The sequence below is a fragment of the Bacillus sp. B-jedd genome (genome assembly GCF_000821085.1).
Taxonomy (GTDB): Bacteria; Bacillota; Bacilli; order Bacillales; family Cytobacillaceae; genus Bacillus_D.
In genome coordinates, this window is sequence record NZ_CCXR01000001.1 from 2394423 (window position 1) to 2411961 (window position 17539).

A 17539-nucleotide genomic window follows, 5' to 3' on the forward strand; every position below is an offset into this window, starting at 1 on the left:
CCCCCTTATAAAAACTATTACTCTTTATCTTAATTATTATTATCCAGCTGATAAATACGGCAGTATTTTTCATAAAGGTAATCTATTAAATAATCGGGGTTCAGCCCTTCGCCAGTCGCCTCCTGAAGGATTTCCAGAGGCTTTTTCAGCTTTCCAAACCTGTGCACCCGTTCCGTGAACCATTCCTTAACAGGCAATAAATCCCCCGTTTCCAGCCTGTCGGCGAAATCAGGAATGTCCTTTTCAAGCGAATTCATAAATTGCGCTGCATACATATACCCCAGGGCATAAGAAGGAAAGTAACCGAACGAACCTCCGGCCCAATGGACATCCTGAAGAACTCCCTCCGCGTCATTTTCCGGACGGATGCCGAGGTACTCCTCGTATTTTCTGTTCCAGACTTCTGGAAGGTCCTTTACTTCTATTTCATCGTTAAATAACCCTTTTTCGATTTCATAACGAATAATGATATGCAAGGGATAAGTCAATTCATCGGCTTCTATACGAATAAACGATGGTTTAGATTCATTAATAGCCTTGTAAAAGTCTTCAACTGCCACTCCATCGAACTGGCTGCCGGCATATTTCTTAAGCAATTCGAAATTGCCCTTCCAGAAACCAAGGCTCCGGCCGACAAAGTTTTCATAAAAAAGCGATTGGGATTCATGAATACCCATTGACGTTCCCGAACATAGCGGCGTGCCTATCAAGTCTTTCGATATGTTTTGTTCATATAATGCATGGCCGCCTTCGTGAATCGTACCAAATACCGCTGTCCTGAAATCAGTTTCGTTATAGTTTGTTGTTACTCTCACATCCCCGGGATTCAGTCCAGTCGCAAAGGGGTGGACCGTCTCATCGAGCCTTCCTGAATTGAAGTCATAACCAATTTTCTTAAGCACTTCCAGGCTGAAATCTTTCTGGGCTTGTTTCGGAAAAGGCCGGAACAGGAAGCCGGTTTCCGGTTTATTTGCCGAGGTTGAAATTTTGGAGACGAGTGGGATAATTTTATTCCTTAATTTTGCGAAAACCTCATCAAGTACTTCTACCGTCACGCCTGGTTCATACATATCAAGCAGGACATCATATGGATTGCCGCCGCTATTGCCCCAGTAGCTTATGAATTTTTTAGTCATCTCCACCAATTTTTCAAGATATGGCCTGAATGCTTCAAAATCAGACGTACTCTTGGCCTCTTCCCAAACAGATTCCGCATTTGATTGGAGAACAACATATTCCCTGTATTCATCAGCAGGAATTTTTTTATTTCTTTCAAAGTTCTTTTTGCATTCTTCCAAAACTTTTTCCGTTACAGGATCAAGTGGTAGAGATGATAATTTTTCTATGTATTCCGCCATTTGGTCCGAAGTCGACATATGAAAAGCTTCTGAAGACAAAATCCCGATTACGTCCGATCTTCTAGGAACTCCCGCTTTAGGGGCACCAGTCCTTAAATCCCAATAAATCAGCCCGAGGGCTTCCTGGTAGGCCGAAATCTTGTTTACATATTCCATAAACGCCGTCTGCAATTCTTTTTCTGTAGTTTCCATGCTTCGTTACCCCCTTTTAGTCGTTTTTAATTTTATCATACTTTTCCAAATATTAATTTGATTAAAATTAAAAAGCAACAGGAAGCCCTGTTGCCTTGAATATCTGTTTATTAACCATTATTTTTTGAGGATTGCGACTTTCCAGATCTCTGGACCTTCCTCGAGATATTCCCATTTAAAAGCATCCGGCCGTTCCATCATGAATTGATATAGTAAAGGCCTAGGGTCATGATCATTAATGATTTGCATTGTTTCTCCTTGATTAAGACTGTCAAATGTCCTGAAAATGGTTGGATGTTTTTCGCGTGGAGGGTAATCTGGAACATTGACAACTGCTGCAAAAGTTTGCATTATTTTCACTCCTAATATGTTATTTAACTCTTCCTCATTTTAGCTTCTTTCCTTTTTCGTCGGAGTGCGCCTAATCACTTATGTGAGTGATATTGTGTCCATCAATCTTCTTCTGACGCCAAATCCGCGACCGGGAGGGTTTCCCTATCCACATGGGTAGGCTTTCGAAGGTTGAATAACCCTTTAAAGCAAAAACCAAGCAGCACAACTACTCCGATAAGAAAAACAGTGTCAGGAATTGCGCGCCAGGTTAGAAATGTCTGTATGATATCCTTTTGCAAAAATTCAGCTGAACGGGAAGCAGCATAACCGTTGAAAAAGGCTTCTTTAATTTGTATGAAGCCTACAGGGAGAATTGAAACAAATACCATTCCCGCAAGGCCGGCATTCAGCATGATACAGCTGAATTTCACCCATTTGTCATTCCAGGCTTCTGGCTTGACGATATTCCTCATTGAGAAGATAAGCACAGCACAGGCAAACATGCCATAAACCCCCATCATTGCCGCATGTCCATGCGCTGGGGTCAGGAATTGTCCATGCTCAAAGAAACTTACTGCCGGAAGATTAATCAGGAACCCTAAAACGCCTGCTCCGACAAGGTTCCAGATGGCTACCGAAACAAGGAACCAGAATGTCCCTTTATACGGGAAGTCGACACCGCCATCACGCATCATCCGATATTGGTCATATGCTTCCAAAATTAACAAAGTGAGCGGGATGACTTCCAATGCGGAGAATATAGCCCCCAGAGCGATCCAGATTTCCGCAGATCCATTATAGTAGTAGTGGTGGCCAATTCCGATTACGCCGCTTCCAAGAAGAAGGATCAACTGGAAATACAATGCTTTTACAGTAGAGCTTTTTGTCACGAGCTTCATCTGGACCATCAAAAAACCAATGACGACTACTGCGAAAACTTCGAAAATACCTTCTACCCATAAGTGGATAATCCACCAGCGCCAGTAATCGGCAAAAGTAAAGCTTGTATCCGGGTTAATAAAAAATGCGAAAATGTAAAACAACGGCACGGCAATGGCTGAATAAAAGAGTAAGTGGATTAAGCCACCCTTGTCCGTTTCCCTTTTCAACCCGCTTTTTATTCCCCGATATACGATAAACAGCCAAATAAGCATTCCGGCGACGAGGACAATCTGCCAAACCCGGCCTAACTCGAGATACTCCCAGCCCTGGTGCCCCAGCAGGAACCAGTTGTTTCCAAGATACCCGTTCGCGCCGAGCCATTGGCCAATCATGCTACCCGTAACAAGGATGACTAATGCCCAAAATAGGATATCAACCAATAGGCCCTGTCTCTTAGGCTCATGGCCACCTACAAGCGGGGCTATATAAATCCCCATTCCCAGCCATGCGGTTGCAATCCAAAAAATCGCCAGCTGCAGATGGAAGCCCTTTGTAATATTGAATGGAAGGATATCGTGAATCCACTTTATGCCGAAAAAGCTGTCAGGCTCAATATAATAATGGGCCAAAAGGGCACCGAACATTGCTTGGACAAAGAATAATGCCATGACAATAAAAAAGTATTTCCCTGTTTTAACCTGGGAACTGGTAACCGGTATATCATTTAAATTTATTTTCGGGAAGTTGCCTTCCTTGTAGGCCTCCTGCATGCCGAGATGGTATCGGTAGAACACAAACAGAATGATTCCAATAAACAATATAAGGACTGTCACACTTACTCCACTCCACCATACCGCGGAGAAAGAAAGCTGATTTCCGGCATCTTCATAATATGGCCAGTTATTTGTATAGGTAATTTCATCCCCTTGGCGGACCGTACTTGACAGCCAGGCAGTCCAGAAGAAGAAATCTCCGATTTGTTTAATCTGGTTCCCTTTGGCGACATAGGAGCGGTTTCCACCCGGCAAATCCTTTTCTTTAATCAAACCGGCTTTCAAGCCCCACCCATCTCCATTGGTAAACACTTTCCTGTAGTAGTCCTGAACTTTCTTATAACCAAAAGCCTGCGCGTCGGTAAGTTTAAGTGAATCTTTTTTCGCATCATAGCGATTCTTCCTCATTTCATCAATGACACTTTGGCGGATGGCTGCTTTCTCCGTCGTTTCAAGCTGGTTAAACAACTTTCCGAATTTTTCATTTGCCATGAAGTCCTGCATTCCCTCCGTATAGACCTTCAAAGCTTCCGCTGTATAATCAGGCCCCATATAAGATCCGTGGCCAAGGACTGTGCCATAATCCATCAATCCGTATTTTAGAAAAACAGCCTGCCCTCCCATGACACTTTGTTTTGTAAATAAAACTTCTCCCTTAACGGTCGATACGTTCAACGGCCGCGGGGCTTGCTCCTTAAAAATCCAATATCCACCTGCCAGCAATATAGTGAAGCTGAATAAAATGGTAATGACTAAAATCGATTTGAGCAGGGCGTTCTTATTTTCTCTGAGTGCAGGCGGATTGCCTGTCTTTCTTTGCAGTTCCATGGCATGTACATCCTTTCGAATTTATTTTCAAAAAGAATATTACATGCATGGCTTAAACTCTTTTGTGAAATTAGGCATTAGTAACGTGTGATTTTTCACACATCGTTCATATTAATCTTTCAAAGTATGATTGAAATCACATATGAGCCTGATGGTGGCTGTTAAACTTAGGTTAACAATAAATATATAGGGTAAAAGGTGGCGCCATGAAAAGGACGGATATCATTAAACGATTGTCTGAAGTGCCAATTTTCAAAGAGCTGAACTTTTGCGAGCTTGAGGAAGTCGTAAAAATAGCCCAGACACGTTTCTACAAAAATAAAACATATGTTTTCATGCAAGAGGACCCCCTTGACCGGGTGTTTTTTATCCATTCGGGAAAAGTCAAAATATACAAAACCGATCCTTCAGGAAAGGAACAAATTATTTCGGTGCTGGAGCCTGGTGAAATGTTTCCCCACGCTGGTTTTTTCAGAAAAGGCAATTTTCCTGCCCATGCTGAAGTCGTTGAAAATGCCGAACTTATCGTCGTCCCAATATTGGAATTCGAAAAACTGCTTATTGCCTTCCCTGACCTCAGTATTAAGCTTTTCAAAGTGCTCGGGGAAAAGATTGTCGATTTGCAGGCACGTCTTGAAGCCCAAATCCTTCACAATACGTATGAACAAATTATCCTCCTCCTTCTGAGGCTTTCCAAGTCAAATGGACGGCTGGAAAACGGCGTCCATAAAATTACAACCCAGTTTACGAACAGGGAGCTTGCAAATATGATTGGGACCTCCAGAGAAACTGTATCAAGGACTGTCAATTATTTAAGAAGGAAAAATTTTATCACCCAGTGTAATGATGGATTTTATTTAATCGACCGTGAGGCTCTGCAACAGGAACTTTTTTAAACAATCAGCCTTAATATCAAGGAAATTGGAGATGAGAAAAGTGAATCATCGGATTGTGGAATTGGATGTGCGTGAAGATCTGAAAAATAAAATGGAACCCTTTCAAAAAATCATGGATGCTGTCATTGGGCTAAAAGAGAACGATATATTCATTCTTCATGCCCCTTTTAAGCCTGTCCCACTGTTTACTGTTATGAAGGCAAAAGGATTCAAGCATGAAGCTGAGGAGATTGAAAAAAAGCATTGGAAAGTTACTTTTACGAAAAAGGGTGGCAGGAATGATTCTTGATAATCGCGGACTTGAGCCGCCCCAGCCAATGATGAGGACACTTGCCGCCCTTGAAACGATCAGGGAAGGCGAAACACTAGTAATCATTAATGACAGGCGCCCGATGTTTCTTTATGAACAATTGGAGGAATTGGGCTATCTGCAAAAAACGGAAGAACAAAAAGACGGAAGCTTCAAAATTGAAATCTTCCGATAGAGGATGATCTGCCATGCTGCCACAACAAGGTAATGAAACGAATATAAAACTGCCTTTTGCTTTTATCCTTACCGGCCTTATTGCACTTCTTTTCTCGCAGCTGATCCTGATTATAAACGGAGCAATCGTTTCCGGAGGCATTTTCCGGATTCCGCCTGTCTGGTCTTCCGCCCATCTCCTGCTCCTTGGATGGGCTCTAATGACCGCTATGGGCGCTATGTACCAGTTGATCCCTGTCGCATTCCTCACCCCAATATGGAATGAGAAATTCGGCTTTATTCAATATGCGGTGACGGCAATTGGGATAGGGCTATTTTCCGCTATGCTTTACTACAACCCGGGGAACGCATTTCTTCCAGGCATCGTTGCTCTGATAGGCATATTAATGTTTCTCAGCCAAATGGCAATGACTTTGAAAAAACAAGGAAAGCCCAATATCCTGACCCTCTTCGTAAGCACTGCCCTGTTCTGCCTATTTGCTACCATCTTTCTCGGCATCGCAATGGCATGGGGGATTAAAACAGGCATGATTGGTGACATATATGGCCCGCTTTTCAAAAGCCATCTGCTATTAGGTACCGCGGGATGGTTCACCCTTTTGATTTTTGGATTTTCTTATAAGATGGTCCCGATGTTTTCCTTGTCGCATGGCTATGGAATGAAGCTGGCAAGAACAGTGTACGGTGTTTATTCAGCCGGCATTGCGGTTCTGCTCTTTTCATTTTGGTACGGAGGTGAAGAAGCTGTAGCATTCGGTCTTGGTCTCCTTGCTGCAGGTTTTCTGCTCTTTGCCTGGCATATATGGCACATCATCAGCAAAAGGATCAAGAAAAAGCTCGATAAGCCCTTTATCTTTGCCTTAATTGCAATAATGTTTGGTGCAGCCATACATCTGGCGGCACTGGTTGTTTTCCTTACTGGCTATTTTTCTGAAACAATAGGGCCGTTATTATATCTTTACATCATGCTTTGGATTGTATTAAGCATTCTTGGCTATCTATATAAAATTGTCCCATTTCTTTGGTGGACCCATAAATACAGTGAAGAAATAGGAAAAAAAGCAGTCCCTTCCCTGAAGGACATGGTCAATGATAAAGCTGCGCCGCCTCTGTTTATTGTTTTTGCATTTGGATCCATAACTGTTTTTGTATCCATCCTTATCCATTCGGCTGTATTCTTTTATATTGGCCAGACAGCAGTTTCAGCCGCACTCTTGGCAGCTAGCTTCACTATTGTTTCCGTATTAAAAAAATAGGGAGTGTTGAAAATGTCTTTAGTTGAAAAGATTCGTGAACAATTAAAAAATGTCTATGATCCTGAATTGAATATTAACGTAGTCGACCTCGGATTAATCTATGGAATCAGCGTCATAAATGAACAGGATGCTGAAATTATTATGACACTGACTACTCCTGGGTGTCCGCTTCACGACAGTATCACCAGTGGAGTAAAGCACAAAGTCGAATCAATGCCTGATATCAGGAATGCATTTGTCGAGCTAGTCTGGGAGCCGGCATGGACCCCTGAAAAAATGTCCCCTGACGCCTATAGGCAATTGAGGGGATAATACAAAAAAGAGACCTGGCGCGGGAAAGTTCCGTACCGAGTCTCTTTTTTTCTGCTTTTCAAAATAAAGGGATGCAATGAATCCTCCTGCTGCTATTCCTGCTGCTATGGATCAATTCCCAACCCTGCAGCCTGATATGGAAAGAGCCTGCTTCCAGTTCCTTTCCGCTTCTCTTAGCATAAGCTGCGCTTTTTCCTTTAAATGCGATTCCTGGCACAATATTTTCTCTGTCGCCTCAATCGCTTTGGCAATTTTAGCGAAATCAACCGGCTGATACATTGGATTCCTTCCTCCTGAAAATGGTAATATGTCTCTATTTTATTCAGGAAGGAAAACGGATATGCATCAAAAGTTTTTTCTGTTTAATTCCTTGGCGGCCTTGGCCCCCAATATTGGTAATAATCCGTTTTTATAAAGCCGTTAAAGAGCTTGCGCTTTTTTGTCGCCGGTTTTCCATAAAATTTTTCAAAGCCTTCATGTGCCGTGAGGATATATTTACTCCATGTATCAAGGCTTTCGAATGCCTTCCCCATTTCCCTGTACATGCTTTCAACAGCTGGCCTGTCTCCCAGGCGTTCGCCATATGGTGGATTCGCAATAATCACGCCGTATTGCTTATCAGAAGTTAAATCCCTTACCTGCATTTGCTTGAAGGAGACCAATTCACCAAGACCAGCCTCGAATGCATTCCCCTCAGCAATTTTAATCATCCTGTGGTCGATATCGGATCCAAGTATATCAAGCGGCTGGTCATATTTGGCGACATCTTCCGCCTCCATCCGCGCCTCTTCCCAAACTCTGTCGGGAATCCATCCCCATTGCTCGGAAACAAACTCCCTGTTAAAGCCGGGGGCAATATTTTGCCCAATTAAGGCCGCCTCAATCGGAATAGTACCCGATCCACAAAATGGATCAATAAAAGGCTTTTCCGCTGACCAGTTCGTCAGAAGAACGAGGGACGCAGCAAGCGTTTCCTTTAGTGGCGCTTCCCCTTGTCCGGCCCTGTAGCCCCTCTTATGAAGTCCGGCTCCGCTCGTATCAATTGTCAATATGGCGACATCCTTCAATATAGAGACTTCTATCTTGACAAGCGGACCGTTTTCCTCGAAGCGCGTTGTTCTTCCGTAGGCTTTCTTCAGTCTCTCGACAATGGCTTTCTTTACGATAGCCTGGCAATCGGAAACACTGTAAAGCTTCGATTTAACGGACTTTCCGCTGACAGGGAACTCGCTATCTTCAGTCAGAAAATGCTCCCATGGCAGTGCTTTTGTTTTTTCAAAAAGCTCATCAAATGAAAAAGCTTTAAACTCACCTACTTTTATTTTTACCCGGTCGGCAGTCCGAAGCCATAAATTTGTACGGGCGATTGCCATTTCATCGCCTGTAAACGTAACGCGGCTGTTTTCCGTTACACCTTCATAACCGAGATCCTTTATCTCTTTTGCAACAATTGCCTCAAGGCCCATCGCCGCGGTTGCTATTAATTCATATTTACCCATTTTCTCACCCAATCTATGTAAGCTTTTCTGTTAACAGGATTACATAATACGCGCAAAATGTCCAATGGACAACAGCAAGGAAACGAAAAAAGCCCCCCTTCCGGAGAGCCCTGATACATACATATATTTTTTCCCATCAATGTGTTCTGTAAGCCATGTTCTGTTCCTTTGTACTGCAAGCGACAAAGTCTCGTACTCCGGTGGTAATCATCTATCTACAGGCTTAAGCCTGTCCTTCTCCTCCGTTGAATTCCGTGGAGAAAGCTCCCCTACCATAATTTGGGTTTCTCGCTCGTGGGGTTTACCTCGTTCCACCCTTCGCATTTCTTTGAAGGCTCCGTCACTGTGGCACTTTTACAGGTATTCATGCCATATCCAAAGGACTTAGGCATTTTCCCGGCCGTCAGCCGAATCGGCTGCCCTGGCTTATTTTTTCACCAGGCACGAACACTACAGGCATCTCAGCCTGTGCGAGCATGGACTTTCCTCTGCAGCAGGGCTGCAGCGATTACCCGAACACACTTAATGGACAATCTCTATTATATGTAGTTGCCTGTTAAATTGCAATGGAACTGACAGGAATTACTGGCAATTCCTGAAATCAATCATAAAGTTTGTTCCCGAAAACATGCTTCTCCAGGTTGGAAAGGCGCTTAAGAATGTCGAAATTCGTCGTGCCTGCTGGCTGGACAGGCTGCTGCGAAGGCCTTCTCGCCGCGTCTTCAAGCTGCTTTTTCAGCCGCAGATTTTCCTGCTGCAATTCTTCAATTTCCTGGTGGAAAGCTTCGTAGTCCTTAATAATCAAATCAAGGAACTTATCAACGTCTTCCTGGTTATAGCCGCGCATGGATGTTTTGAACTCCTGTTCCAAAATATCCTTTGCCGTTAAATTAATTTTATCCGATAACATTTCCTTCACCTCGGGCTTCGCCAATCATTACCTAATATTTTTTCAAAAATAAACCCTTTTGTCAATTTTTCTTTCAATTAATGTTTAATGCTATTAATTTCCGACAGAATCTTTGCTACACATCATATCTTTTCATTTCCTCTTCCTCAACTATTTGCTGAAGATCATAAAAAGTAATCAGACGAACAACGTATTCATCGAGCGTTTGTGCCAGGTCATAAATGAACTTTGGGCTCCCTTCCTTTTCCGGATCGTATAGAAGAAGGAGCGCGTCACTTTTCTCCAGGAAAAATTGGTTTTTAAGTCTGAATTGTATAGGGCTTTCGTATTTTTTCTTTGTGACCGAATCGACAAAATCAGCTCCCGCTAAAATTGATTCATACCAATCCTTGTTTTTCTCATTCCACTTCTCTTCCTGCTCAAGGAAAGGTGTAATCACAGCAAGCTTTAATTCAGGGAATTCATCCTGAAGCTCGAAAACAGCTTCTGCAGCCCATAGCTCTGCCCCGAGCTGGCCGCTTATCAAGACCCACTCCAAACCGGCCTCTGCCATGGCGCCGATTTCTTTTTTTAACGCTTTCTTTATATAAAGCGCTGATGGGTGGTCCTTTTGAAAAATGCCCAGTTCAAATGGTTTATAACCTGACACAGCAAGGACTTTAAACATGATTTCCCCTCCAGATCATCGCGCAAAAAAGGGCAGCAGACCCGCCGCCCATATTACAGCTGCTTTCCTTACCCGCTCACATATTTTACAGCAACTTACGCCCTTCAATGTGATGAATGACATTTCCCGCAAAACTTTCCTGATGGGGGAAAATGTGTTGATGAATTACCCGCTGATGATGCACTGTCACTGAATGGACAGGATGTATATGAGGGATAATTACTGTAGAGTATACATGATGCACATAGTAAGGCTCAATTGGATGGGCTGCACCCCTGCCTCGTGGTGGTACAAACACGGCACCCGCTCCTTCCGCATAAACTCTTTATAGCCTATGCAAGAAAGGCGCGGGTGCCTGGGAAAATTAACTATTTATAATAAAAAGGCGTAAAAGCTTTCTTTTAAATTGGTAAAAATAAATGCTGTCAGGCAAACAACCAAAAAGAACAAAAATAAAACCGCTTTATACATCTGCACCAGCCCCATATTTATGTAGATAATTGTCGAAATTAAGTCTTCCAATTACATATTGTACCTTCTCTGCAATTAATAAACAACAAGAGAATAGGAAAAAACTAGAGGTAATTATTACAAATTCGTGACAAATATTACATGCAAAAAAAGGCCTATCCGGCCTTTTCCAACTTTCATTAATAACGAAAACCTACCGCTCTGTTTTTTTCAACAGCCGGGTCTGTCTATGCAACAGTTCTTGTTGCAAAATAGCTCCTTTAGCGGTCCTCTCCTCTTTACACAATTCCATGGCCATGTTGCAATATTTCAATGCTAAAGGATAGTCTTTTGATTTATGCTCAAGTAATTTGGCGGCTTCGGTACATGCTTCTATTCCAGCGGAATCCTTTCCTTCCTCTGCCGCTGAACAGAATAACTCGAGTGCCTTACTCCATGTCTGTTTCTTTTTGTAAGTATGGGCAAGCGCGAGCATTGATCGGACAGCTTCCTCACCCTTAAGGTCCAGCAGCCCTTTATAAGCCTTGGCAGCTTCACCATGATTGCCAACTGCCGTAAACCATCTCCCGACTTCATATGTTTCCTGCGGGGAGCGCTTTTCATCCCGACCGCAAATCTGGAAAGTGAGGTGAGTATAGAGCGTGACGAGTGAAAGGATGTCAAGTTCATTATGTTTCAAAATGCCAAGCATTCCTTCGAGCCGGCCGCTTTCAACAAAATCAAAGTAAATCATTGGAGCCAGGTATCCGGGAATATCATCGGTGCGTTCAACGCCGAGCACTTCCTGTTCGACAATCGCAAGTTTTAGCCTTTCAAGCTTATGCTTCCATAGTCTGCGGGCGGCATGGTATAAATCGAAATGACCGAATTGCGGCAGCTTCGGCACATGTTCCCTGACTAGTGTGTGTCTCGTTTTAACCTGCGGCCAGTCGAATGATTTACCATTATACGTAACGAGGGTCCGGTAATTTATCTTTTCAAGGAAGCTTTGGTACAAAGGAACTTCGGCGCCGGGATGCGGCAATATATGCTGTCTCAGGACAAGGAAGCCGCTTTGGATGCTGGCATAGCCCAAAAGGAATATTGTGTTGCCGGTCCCTCCCCCAAGCCCTGTTGTTTCTGTATCAAAAAAGAACAAGTCCCCAGGCAAGTGGCCAGCCGAAGAAAGCGGGTGTTCAATTCCGCTTTCCTCCCAAATGGCAGCTGCTTCAAGAAAGTCGGAAAAATGGTAGTTTCCGTGTTTATAAGAGAGAGGATACTTTACCTCCCGGATCAAACAGTATTGGCCATCGAAGTAATACGGGTTAACACCTTCCTTTCTCCACTCTTCAAGGAGAGGAATATCCTGCTCCCTCTTCCCTGACTCTTCCATTGGACCTTTTTCCGATTTCCCGGTCGAAAGATGTGGTTTAAGCCTGTTCAATTTGCCTTTTAAAGACATAATTACATCCGCGCCTTCCTGGCCGACAATAAATATTGCTGAATAATCCGCATTGCATCCTTTTTGGCCGTATCACTTGAAGTGTCCATCCCGATGCAGGATGGGCATCCATTTTCACACTGGCAATGTTCAATCATTGAGCCTGCCTGGTCAAGGACTATTTCCATCCCTCCGAAAATCTTGTCGCTCAAACCAATGCCTCCCGGATAACTGTCATAAAAGAATATCGTCGGCTTCTCATTGTGGTCCGCCTTCACTTGAGGGACAACATGTATGTCCTGAGGGTCGGCCATAACAAATAATGGCGCGATATGTGAGAGAGCATGCGCCGCGCCGATCAGACCCTGTTCGAGCCTGTCCCGTCCCATATTCCCTGCTGGTTCATCAATTGAAATCCAGGCAGAACTTGTGTGCAATTCGGCTTCCGGGAGGTAAATTGGCCCGGACCCGATATTGTCATGCGTCTCAAATTTTATCTTTTTAAATATTGTCGCCATGGCCCTGACGCTAACATCTCCGTAACCAATCTCAGCGTCTTCGCGGCTTGAAAGCTTGTCAACTTCCAACACCTTGAGCTGGACGGCAAGATTTGCGTCGGTGAAATAATCAACATCCACTTCCCTAACGAACGCTTTTTTTTCATCCCAATCGAGCTTTTCTACTTGGTATTGGATTCCTTGGTGCAAGTAGATGGCTTCATCGTGCAAAAGAGTCATTGCTGAAAAAGTATCCATTTCTCCAATAACCTTTACATTTGCCACATCGGACTGGTCAATAATGATGACATTTTCCTGCGATGCTGAACGAAGGCTGATATTATGGGCCGGAAACGAATCATTCATCCAGTACCATTTATCGCCATTCCTGTAAAGAACCCGTTCTTCTGCCAGGTATTCCAGGAGTTCCTCTGTCTCAAAGGCGCCGAACTTCTCATCATTCTTAAATGGCAGCTCATAGGCTGCACATTTTAAATGGTCAATCAGGATGATTAGATTGTCAGGATTTATCCTGGCAGTTTCAGGGCTTTTATTAAAGAAATAATCAGGATGCTGGATGACATATTGGTCAAGCGGGCTGGAACTCGCGACCATAATGACGAGTGACTCGCCGTGCCGCCTACCTGCCCTTCCCGCCTGCTGCCAAGCACTCGAGATCGTGCCAGGATATCCCGTCATGATGCAAACCTGGAGCTGCCCGATATCGACTCCCAATTCAAGGGCGTTAGTACTGACCACTCCATATATTTCACCGGACCGTAGGCCTTTTTCAATACGCCGCCTTTCGCTCGGCAAATAACCTCCCCGATAGCCCATAATCGATTTTGCCCCAAGCTGATTTTTAACAAGCTCCTGAAGATACGTCAGTATGATTTCGACCCTTACCCTGCTTCTCGCAAAGACAATCGTCTGAATTTTATTCTTTAGCAGCTCGCCGGCAATTCTCCTGACTTCTAAAGTCGCGCTCCTCCTTAAGTTCAATGGTTTATTTACAACCGGAGGATTATAAAACACAAAATGTTTCCTTCCTGTCGGTGCGCCATTATTATCAATTAGACTCATTTTTGTTTCTGTCAGGGTTTCGGCAAGTTCCATGGGATTTGCAATTGTTGCGGAAGTGCATATGAAAACAGGGTCGCTTCCATAATAATGGCAGATTCGTTTAAGTCTCCTGATGACATTCGCGACATGGCTGCCGAAAACCCCTCGGTAAGTATGGAGTTCATCAATAATGACGAATTTTAAATTTTCAAATAAGGAAACCCATTTCGTATGGTGCGGCAAGATTGCGCTATGCAGCATGTCAGGATTCGTAATGACAATATGGCCGGCTTTCCTGACTCTTTGCCGGATATTCGCAGGCGTATCCCCATCGTAAGTGTAGCTATTTATATTAAGGCCGGCCTCCTGAATCAATTCATTGATTTCGCTTTTCTGATCCTGTGCCAATGCTTTTGTTGGAAACATATAAAGCGCGCGTGCATCACTATTATTAACGATTGTTTGCAGGACGGGCAAATTGTAGCACAAGGTTTTTCCAGAAGCTGTTGGTGTTACAGCAACGAAATTTTTGCCATCCATCGCTTTTTCGTAGGCGGAATTTTGGTGTGTATAAAGATTCTTAATGCCCCTTTTTTCGAGCGCGCCTTTCAAGTAATCATTAAGGCTTTCAGGCATTGGTTCTGTTTTGGCCGGTTTTTCTTCAATTGTATGCCAATGTACGATATTTTCCTTATAAGCATTATCCAATTTTATCTTTTCAAGCATTTCGTGAAGATTTTTACGAAGTTTCATAAACATCACCCCATTTCCTCTATTTTAGCGAATGAACGTTCGTAACAAAAGGAAAATCTTCTTTTATAAGCTTTTTCGTTAATAATCTAACAAAAGGCCCATTTAAACACCAGATTGCCTTGCTATATCTCCTTCCCTTGCAATCTGCTAAAATGGAAAGTAGTGATTATATTTTTGAGGTGAATGAATTGAAAGCTGCGGCCATACAAGAATTATTGTCCCGATTCACCATTTTTAAGGAATTGGATAAATATGAAATCGAGAAAATTGCTGACATCTCCCTCACTAGGGAATTCGATAAAGGTTCCCATGTATTTATGCAAGGAGACCCTTTAAAAAATGTATATTTTGTATATAAAGGAAAAATAAAAATTTATAAGAGTGACTCCAGTGGAAAAGAGCAAATTGTCTCTATCCAAAAAAAAGGAGATATGTTCCCGCATGTAGGCTTTTTTAGGAAGGGGGATTATCCCGCCTTCGCCGAGGTGCTTGAACCCGCCACTCTCGTCACTGTACCAATCGCAAACTTTGAAAAGGTATTAATTGAGAATCCAGAATTGTCAATTAAGCTTTTTCGTGTATTGGGTGAAAAGATTGTCGATCTGCAAAATAGGCTTGAGGAACAAATTCTGAACAATACATATGAGCAAATTATTAAGCTATTGATTCGGCTTGGTAAATCGCATGGATCTGAGCAGGTATCCGGGCAAATTTTGCTTAAGGCCGAGTTTACCAATAGAGATCTTGCCAATATGATTGGAACAACCCGGGAAACTGTGAGCAGAACCTTAACGAAAATGAAAAAAGATCAGTTGATTGAAGTGGATGATAAAGGGAATATGCTCTTTTCACCAGAACAGCTTCTTGAAGAAATCTTTTAAACAGACGTGACATGAAAAACCGCAGGCTGAATTGGCCTGCGGTTCATATTTTATTTTACTTCTGAAAGTTGGAGCATTTCTTCCATATCCTCTTTTGCGTTTCCAATCAATTTTAGATTAAAGGCATTTTGAAGTACCTCCAGGACGCCTTCCGAAATGAATTCAGGCGGTTTTGGCCCGATCCGGATATCTTTTATGCCAAGGCTAAAGAGTCCAAGAAGAATAGCAACGGCTTTTTGTTCAAACCATGAAAGGACAATGCTTACAGGAAGTTCATTTATTTCACATTCAAATGCATCAGCGAGTGCCTTCGCTATTTTAACAGTTGAACCAGAATTATTGCATTGCCCCAAATCAATATACCGCGGAATAGCTGTCCCTGGAACGACACCATAATCAACATCATTAAAACGGAATTTTCCGCATGATGTTGTCAGGATGACTGTTTCGGGAGGAAGAGATGTCGCGAGCTCACGGTAATATTCTCCGCCTTTGCCAGGGGCGTCACAGCCTGCGATGACAAAGAAGCGTTTGATTTTGCCAGCCTTGACCGCTTCAATTACCTCTGGTGCCAAGCCAAGTACTGTCTCATGGTGGAAGCCGGTCAAAAGGGTTTCCTCAGATTCAATATTTGCCTCTGGCAACTCAAGCGCCCGATTGATTAATGGTGTAAAATCATCATTCATTATCTTTTCGACATTTTCCAGGCCGGCTACTTCATAGGTGAACATACGGTCCGCATAGCTTCCCTTAATTGGCATCACACAATTTGTCGTCGCTAGTATGGCGCCAGGAAAACTTTCAAAAAGACGCCTTTGGTCGTACCATGCCTTTCCAATATTTCCTTTTAGGTGTGAGTATTTCTTGAGGGCAGGATATCCGTGGGCGGGTAGCATTTCAGAATGCGTGTAAATATTGATCCCTTTTCCTTCCGTTTGCCGGAGAAGTTCTTCAAGGGCAAATAAGTTATGGCCTGTCACAACGATAGCACGGCCTTCAATTTTGTTTTGGCTAACCCGGATTGGTTCTGGGATTCCAAGCAGCTTCGTATGGGCTTCATCAAGCATCTCCATAACCCGTACGGCTGACTGGCCGACTTTCATTGCCATTTCGATATGTTCCTGGACATTGAAATTTGAATTGGTCAAGGTCATGTAAAGCGCTTCATGAGTAACCTTATCTACAAACGAGTCCGTATAGCCAAGTTGATTGGCATGAGTCCTATAAGCCGCAATCCCTTTCAATGCGAATAAAATGGTGTCCTGCAGGCTCGCTATATTTTCATCTTTCCCGCAAACACCTATGACTTTACATCCGCCTGATGGAGTTTGCTCGCATTGATAACAAAACATTTTTATTCCCCGCTTTCTATCGTACTTACAAAACAAAGAATAATATAAATTTCGATCTCAAGAATGTGATGTTTCTCACAAATACTCAATTGTCAAAATTCGTTCATACTCTCAGCAGCTTTTCACTCTTCTATTCGCTTTGTCATAAGATGTGATAGAAAATAATAAAAAGAGAGGGAATGGAAATGCCTGAGGAAGAAAAGAAGAAAAGCAATAATAAGGAAAAGTCCAGAACTTTACAGCCTGAACATTTTGACATTGTCGCCCGTTCTGTGAATGATTTTTTTCATTATCCTCCCGTTAGGGGTTTTCTCCAGACAATTGATGAATTTTTTAACCAGCCTTTTCCGCGAACAGCTTTCCACATTGATTTAAAGGAAACAGTCGATGAGTATATCATCACAGCTGAACTACCGGGGGTTGAAAAGGAGCAAATTCAAATTGGCATTTTCAGTAACAGAGCTGTCATTTCGATTGAAAACCGGGAAGAGCTGGCTGAAACAGACGAAGCGGCTGGGAATTTCCGAAGAAGGCTCACCAAAAAGCTTGATTCCAGATCCATTTCTTTCCCTAAACCAATCATTGAACATAAAGCCAAAGCAAGCTGCAGGGATGGATTACTAACAATCAGGCTGCCAAAAGACAAAGGGAAACAGCTGAAAATTGATTCTTGATACAGATAGAAGGTGCGGGATTTCCCCCGCACCTTCTTG

18 protein-coding genes and 1 other RNA gene are annotated in these 17539 nt (G+C 43.1%); 7 read left to right on the forward strand and 12 right to left on the reverse strand.

Annotation, left to right across the window (positions count from 1 at the left end):
• Positions 1 to 29: 29 nt before the first annotated feature.
• The 3 genes from BN1002_RS11800 to BN1002_RS11810 all read right to left on the reverse strand — a co-directional run bounded on the left by BN1002_RS11800 (position 30) and on the right by BN1002_RS11810 (position 4366).
• Positions 30 to 1550, reverse strand: a complete 1521-nt coding sequence (locus BN1002_RS11800; RefSeq protein WP_048825210.1) for a carboxypeptidase M32 — start codon at positions 1548 to 1550, stop codon at positions 30 to 32.
• A 117-nt stretch (positions 1551 to 1667) separates the two neighbouring features.
• Positions 1668 to 1901, reverse strand: coding sequence for a DUF2249 domain-containing protein (locus BN1002_RS11805; RefSeq protein ID WP_048825211.1), 234 nt, complete (start codon positions 1899 to 1901; stop codon positions 1668 to 1670).
• A 101-nt stretch (positions 1902 to 2002) separates the two neighbouring features.
• Entirely contained in the window at positions 2003 to 4366 is a 2364-nt protein-coding gene (locus BN1002_RS11810; protein ID WP_048825212.1) for a nitric-oxide reductase large subunit, read from the reverse strand.
• Between the two features lie 206 nt (positions 4367 to 4572).
• On the opposite strand from BN1002_RS11810, the gene BN1002_RS11815 reads away from it, so the two are divergent.
• The 5 genes from BN1002_RS11815 (at position 4573) to BN1002_RS11835 (ending at position 7314) form a co-directional block, all read left to right on the forward strand.
• A complete protein-coding gene (locus BN1002_RS11815) occupies positions 4573 to 5262 on the forward strand; it encodes a Crp/Fnr family transcriptional regulator (protein WP_048825213.1) in 690 nt (229 codons plus the stop codon).
• Positions 5263 to 5353: 91 nt separating this feature from the next.
• A complete protein-coding gene (locus tag BN1002_RS11820) occupies positions 5354 to 5551 on the forward strand; it encodes a DUF2249 domain-containing protein (RefSeq protein WP_442853416.1) in 198 nt (65 codons plus the stop codon).
• Complete coding sequence (locus BN1002_RS11825) at positions 5541 to 5747, forward strand: DUF2249 domain-containing protein (RefSeq protein ID WP_048825215.1); 207 nt, start codon at positions 5541 to 5543, stop codon at positions 5745 to 5747. Before BN1002_RS11820 ends, BN1002_RS11825 begins: the two co-directional genes overlap by 11 nt.
• Positions 5748 to 5760: 13 nt before the next feature.
• Positions 5761 to 7002 carry a hypothetical protein gene (locus BN1002_RS11830; protein ID WP_048825216.1) on the forward strand — a complete coding sequence of 414 codons (1242 nt, stop codon included), beginning with the start codon at positions 5761 to 5763 and terminating at the stop codon, positions 7000 to 7002.
• Between the two features lie 12 nt (positions 7003 to 7014).
• Positions 7015 to 7314 (forward strand): metal-sulfur cluster assembly factor, encoded by a 300-nt coding sequence (locus tag BN1002_RS11835; protein WP_048825217.1) that lies wholly within the window; start codon positions 7015 to 7017, stop codon positions 7312 to 7314.
• Between the two features lie 111 nt (positions 7315 to 7425).
• On the opposite strand, the gene BN1002_RS23750 is transcribed toward BN1002_RS11835, so the two are convergent.
• The 8 genes from BN1002_RS23750 to BN1002_RS11865 all read right to left on the reverse strand — a co-directional run bounded on the left by BN1002_RS23750 (position 7426) and on the right by BN1002_RS11865 (position 14593).
• Positions 7426 to 7593, reverse strand: coding sequence for a hypothetical protein (locus BN1002_RS23750; protein WP_156129715.1), 168 nt, complete (start codon positions 7591 to 7593; stop codon positions 7426 to 7428).
• A gap of 83 nt (positions 7594 to 7676) precedes the next feature.
• The gene (locus BN1002_RS11840) at positions 7677 to 8813 is read right to left on the reverse strand and encodes a THUMP domain-containing class I SAM-dependent RNA methyltransferase (protein WP_048825218.1); all 1137 of its coding nucleotides are present in this window, start codon (positions 8811 to 8813) and stop codon (positions 7677 to 7679) included.
• Between the two features lie 144 nt (positions 8814 to 8957).
• Positions 8958 to 9333, reverse strand: an RNA gene (rnpB, locus tag BN1002_RS23295) — RNase P RNA component class B.
• 81 nt (positions 9334 to 9414) lie between these two features.
• A complete protein-coding gene (gene gpsB, locus BN1002_RS11845; RefSeq protein ID WP_048825219.1) occupies positions 9415 to 9723 on the reverse strand; it encodes a cell division regulator GpsB in 309 nt (102 codons plus the stop codon).
• Between the two features lie 115 nt (positions 9724 to 9838).
• The gene (locus tag BN1002_RS11850) at positions 9839 to 10390 is read right to left on the reverse strand and encodes an SLOG family protein (protein ID WP_048825220.1); all 552 of its coding nucleotides are present in this window, start codon (positions 10388 to 10390) and stop codon (positions 9839 to 9841) included.
• Between the two features lie 85 nt (positions 10391 to 10475).
• Entirely contained in the window at positions 10476 to 10688 is a 213-nt protein-coding gene (locus BN1002_RS24510; protein ID WP_082036217.1) for a CotD family spore coat protein, read from the reverse strand.
• Between the two features lie 366 nt (positions 10689 to 11054).
• Positions 11055 to 12302, reverse strand: coding sequence for a ribonuclease H-like domain-containing protein (locus BN1002_RS11860; RefSeq protein WP_048825222.1), 1248 nt, complete (start codon positions 12300 to 12302; stop codon positions 11055 to 11057).
• A gap of 2 nt (positions 12303 to 12304) precedes the next feature.
• On the reverse strand, positions 12305 to 14593 hold the full coding sequence (locus BN1002_RS11865) for a DEAD/DEAH box helicase (RefSeq protein WP_048827915.1): 2289 nt from the start codon (positions 14591 to 14593) through the stop codon (positions 12305 to 12307).
• 188 nt (positions 14594 to 14781) lie between these two features.
• On the opposite strand from BN1002_RS11865, the gene BN1002_RS11870 reads away from it, so the two are divergent.
• Positions 14782 to 15474: a Crp/Fnr family transcriptional regulator gene (locus tag BN1002_RS11870; protein ID WP_048825223.1), complete on the forward strand. Its 693-nt coding sequence runs from the start codon at positions 14782 to 14784 to the stop codon at positions 15472 to 15474.
• A gap of 50 nt (positions 15475 to 15524) precedes the next feature.
• Here the strand turns inward: BN1002_RS11870 and hcp are convergent, their stop codons facing one another.
• The gene (gene hcp / locus BN1002_RS11875; RefSeq protein WP_048825224.1) at positions 15525 to 16826 is read right to left on the reverse strand and encodes a hydroxylamine reductase; all 1302 of its coding nucleotides are present in this window, start codon (positions 16824 to 16826) and stop codon (positions 15525 to 15527) included.
• Positions 16827 to 17011: 185 nt separating this feature from the next.
• Between hcp and BN1002_RS11880 the strand changes: the two genes are divergently transcribed.
• Positions 17012 to 17500 carry an Hsp20/alpha crystallin family protein gene (locus BN1002_RS11880; protein WP_148362769.1) on the forward strand — a complete coding sequence of 163 codons (489 nt, stop codon included), beginning with the start codon at positions 17012 to 17014 and terminating at the stop codon, positions 17498 to 17500.
• Positions 17501 to 17539 lie beyond the last annotated feature (39 nt).

What these genes read in the sequence shown, in the direction of transcription:
- BN1002_RS11850 (WP_048825220.1), bottom strand. Translation starts at nt 10,390, where the DNA reads ATGTTTAAAGTCCTTGCTGTGTCAGGTTATAAACCATTTGAACTGGGC.
- BN1002_RS11800 (WP_048825210.1), bottom strand. Translation starts at nt 1,550, where the DNA reads ATGGAAACTACAGAAAAAGAATTGCAGACGGCGTTTATGGAATATGTA.
- BN1002_RS11820 (WP_442853416.1), top strand. Translation starts at nt 5,354, where the DNA reads ATGGAACCCTTTCAAAAAATCATGGATGCTGTCATTGGGCTAAAAGAG.
- BN1002_RS11880 (WP_148362769.1), top strand. Translation starts at nt 17,012, where the DNA reads ATGCCTGAGGAAGAAAAGAAGAAAAGCAATAATAAGGAAAAGTCCAGA.
- BN1002_RS11865 (WP_048827915.1), bottom strand. Translation starts at nt 14,593, where the DNA reads ATGAAACTTCGTAAAAATCTTCACGAAATGCTTGAAAAGATAAAATTG.
- BN1002_RS11810 (WP_048825212.1), bottom strand. Translation starts at nt 4,366, where the DNA reads ATGGAACTGCAAAGAAAGACAGGCAATCCGCCTGCACTCAGAGAAAAT.
- BN1002_RS23750 (WP_156129715.1), bottom strand. Translation starts at nt 7,593, where the DNA reads ATGTATCAGCCGGTTGATTTCGCTAAAATTGCCAAAGCGATTGAGGCG.
- BN1002_RS11825 (WP_048825215.1), top strand. Translation starts at nt 5,541, where the DNA reads ATGATTCTTGATAATCGCGGACTTGAGCCGCCCCAGCCAATGATGAGG.
- BN1002_RS11860 (WP_048825222.1), bottom strand. Translation starts at nt 12,302, where the DNA reads ATGTCTTTAAAAGGCAAATTGAACAGGCTTAAACCACATCTTTCGACC.
- hcp (WP_048825224.1), bottom strand. Translation starts at nt 16,826, where the DNA reads ATGTTTTGTTATCAATGCGAGCAAACTCCATCAGGCGGATGTAAAGTC.
- BN1002_RS11830 (WP_048825216.1), top strand. Translation starts at nt 5,761, where the DNA reads ATGCTGCCACAACAAGGTAATGAAACGAATATAAAACTGCCTTTTGCT.
- BN1002_RS11835 (WP_048825217.1), top strand. Translation starts at nt 7,015, where the DNA reads ATGTCTTTAGTTGAAAAGATTCGTGAACAATTAAAAAATGTCTATGAT.
- BN1002_RS11805 (WP_048825211.1), bottom strand. Translation starts at nt 1,901, where the DNA reads ATGCAAACTTTTGCAGCAGTTGTCAATGTTCCAGATTACCCTCCACGC.
- BN1002_RS11840 (WP_048825218.1), bottom strand. Translation starts at nt 8,813, where the DNA reads ATGGGTAAATATGAATTAATAGCAACCGCGGCGATGGGCCTTGAGGCA.
- BN1002_RS11815 (WP_048825213.1), top strand. Translation starts at nt 4,573, where the DNA reads ATGAAAAGGACGGATATCATTAAACGATTGTCTGAAGTGCCAATTTTC.
- gpsB (WP_048825219.1), bottom strand. Translation starts at nt 9,723, where the DNA reads ATGTTATCGGATAAAATTAATTTAACGGCAAAGGATATTTTGGAACAG.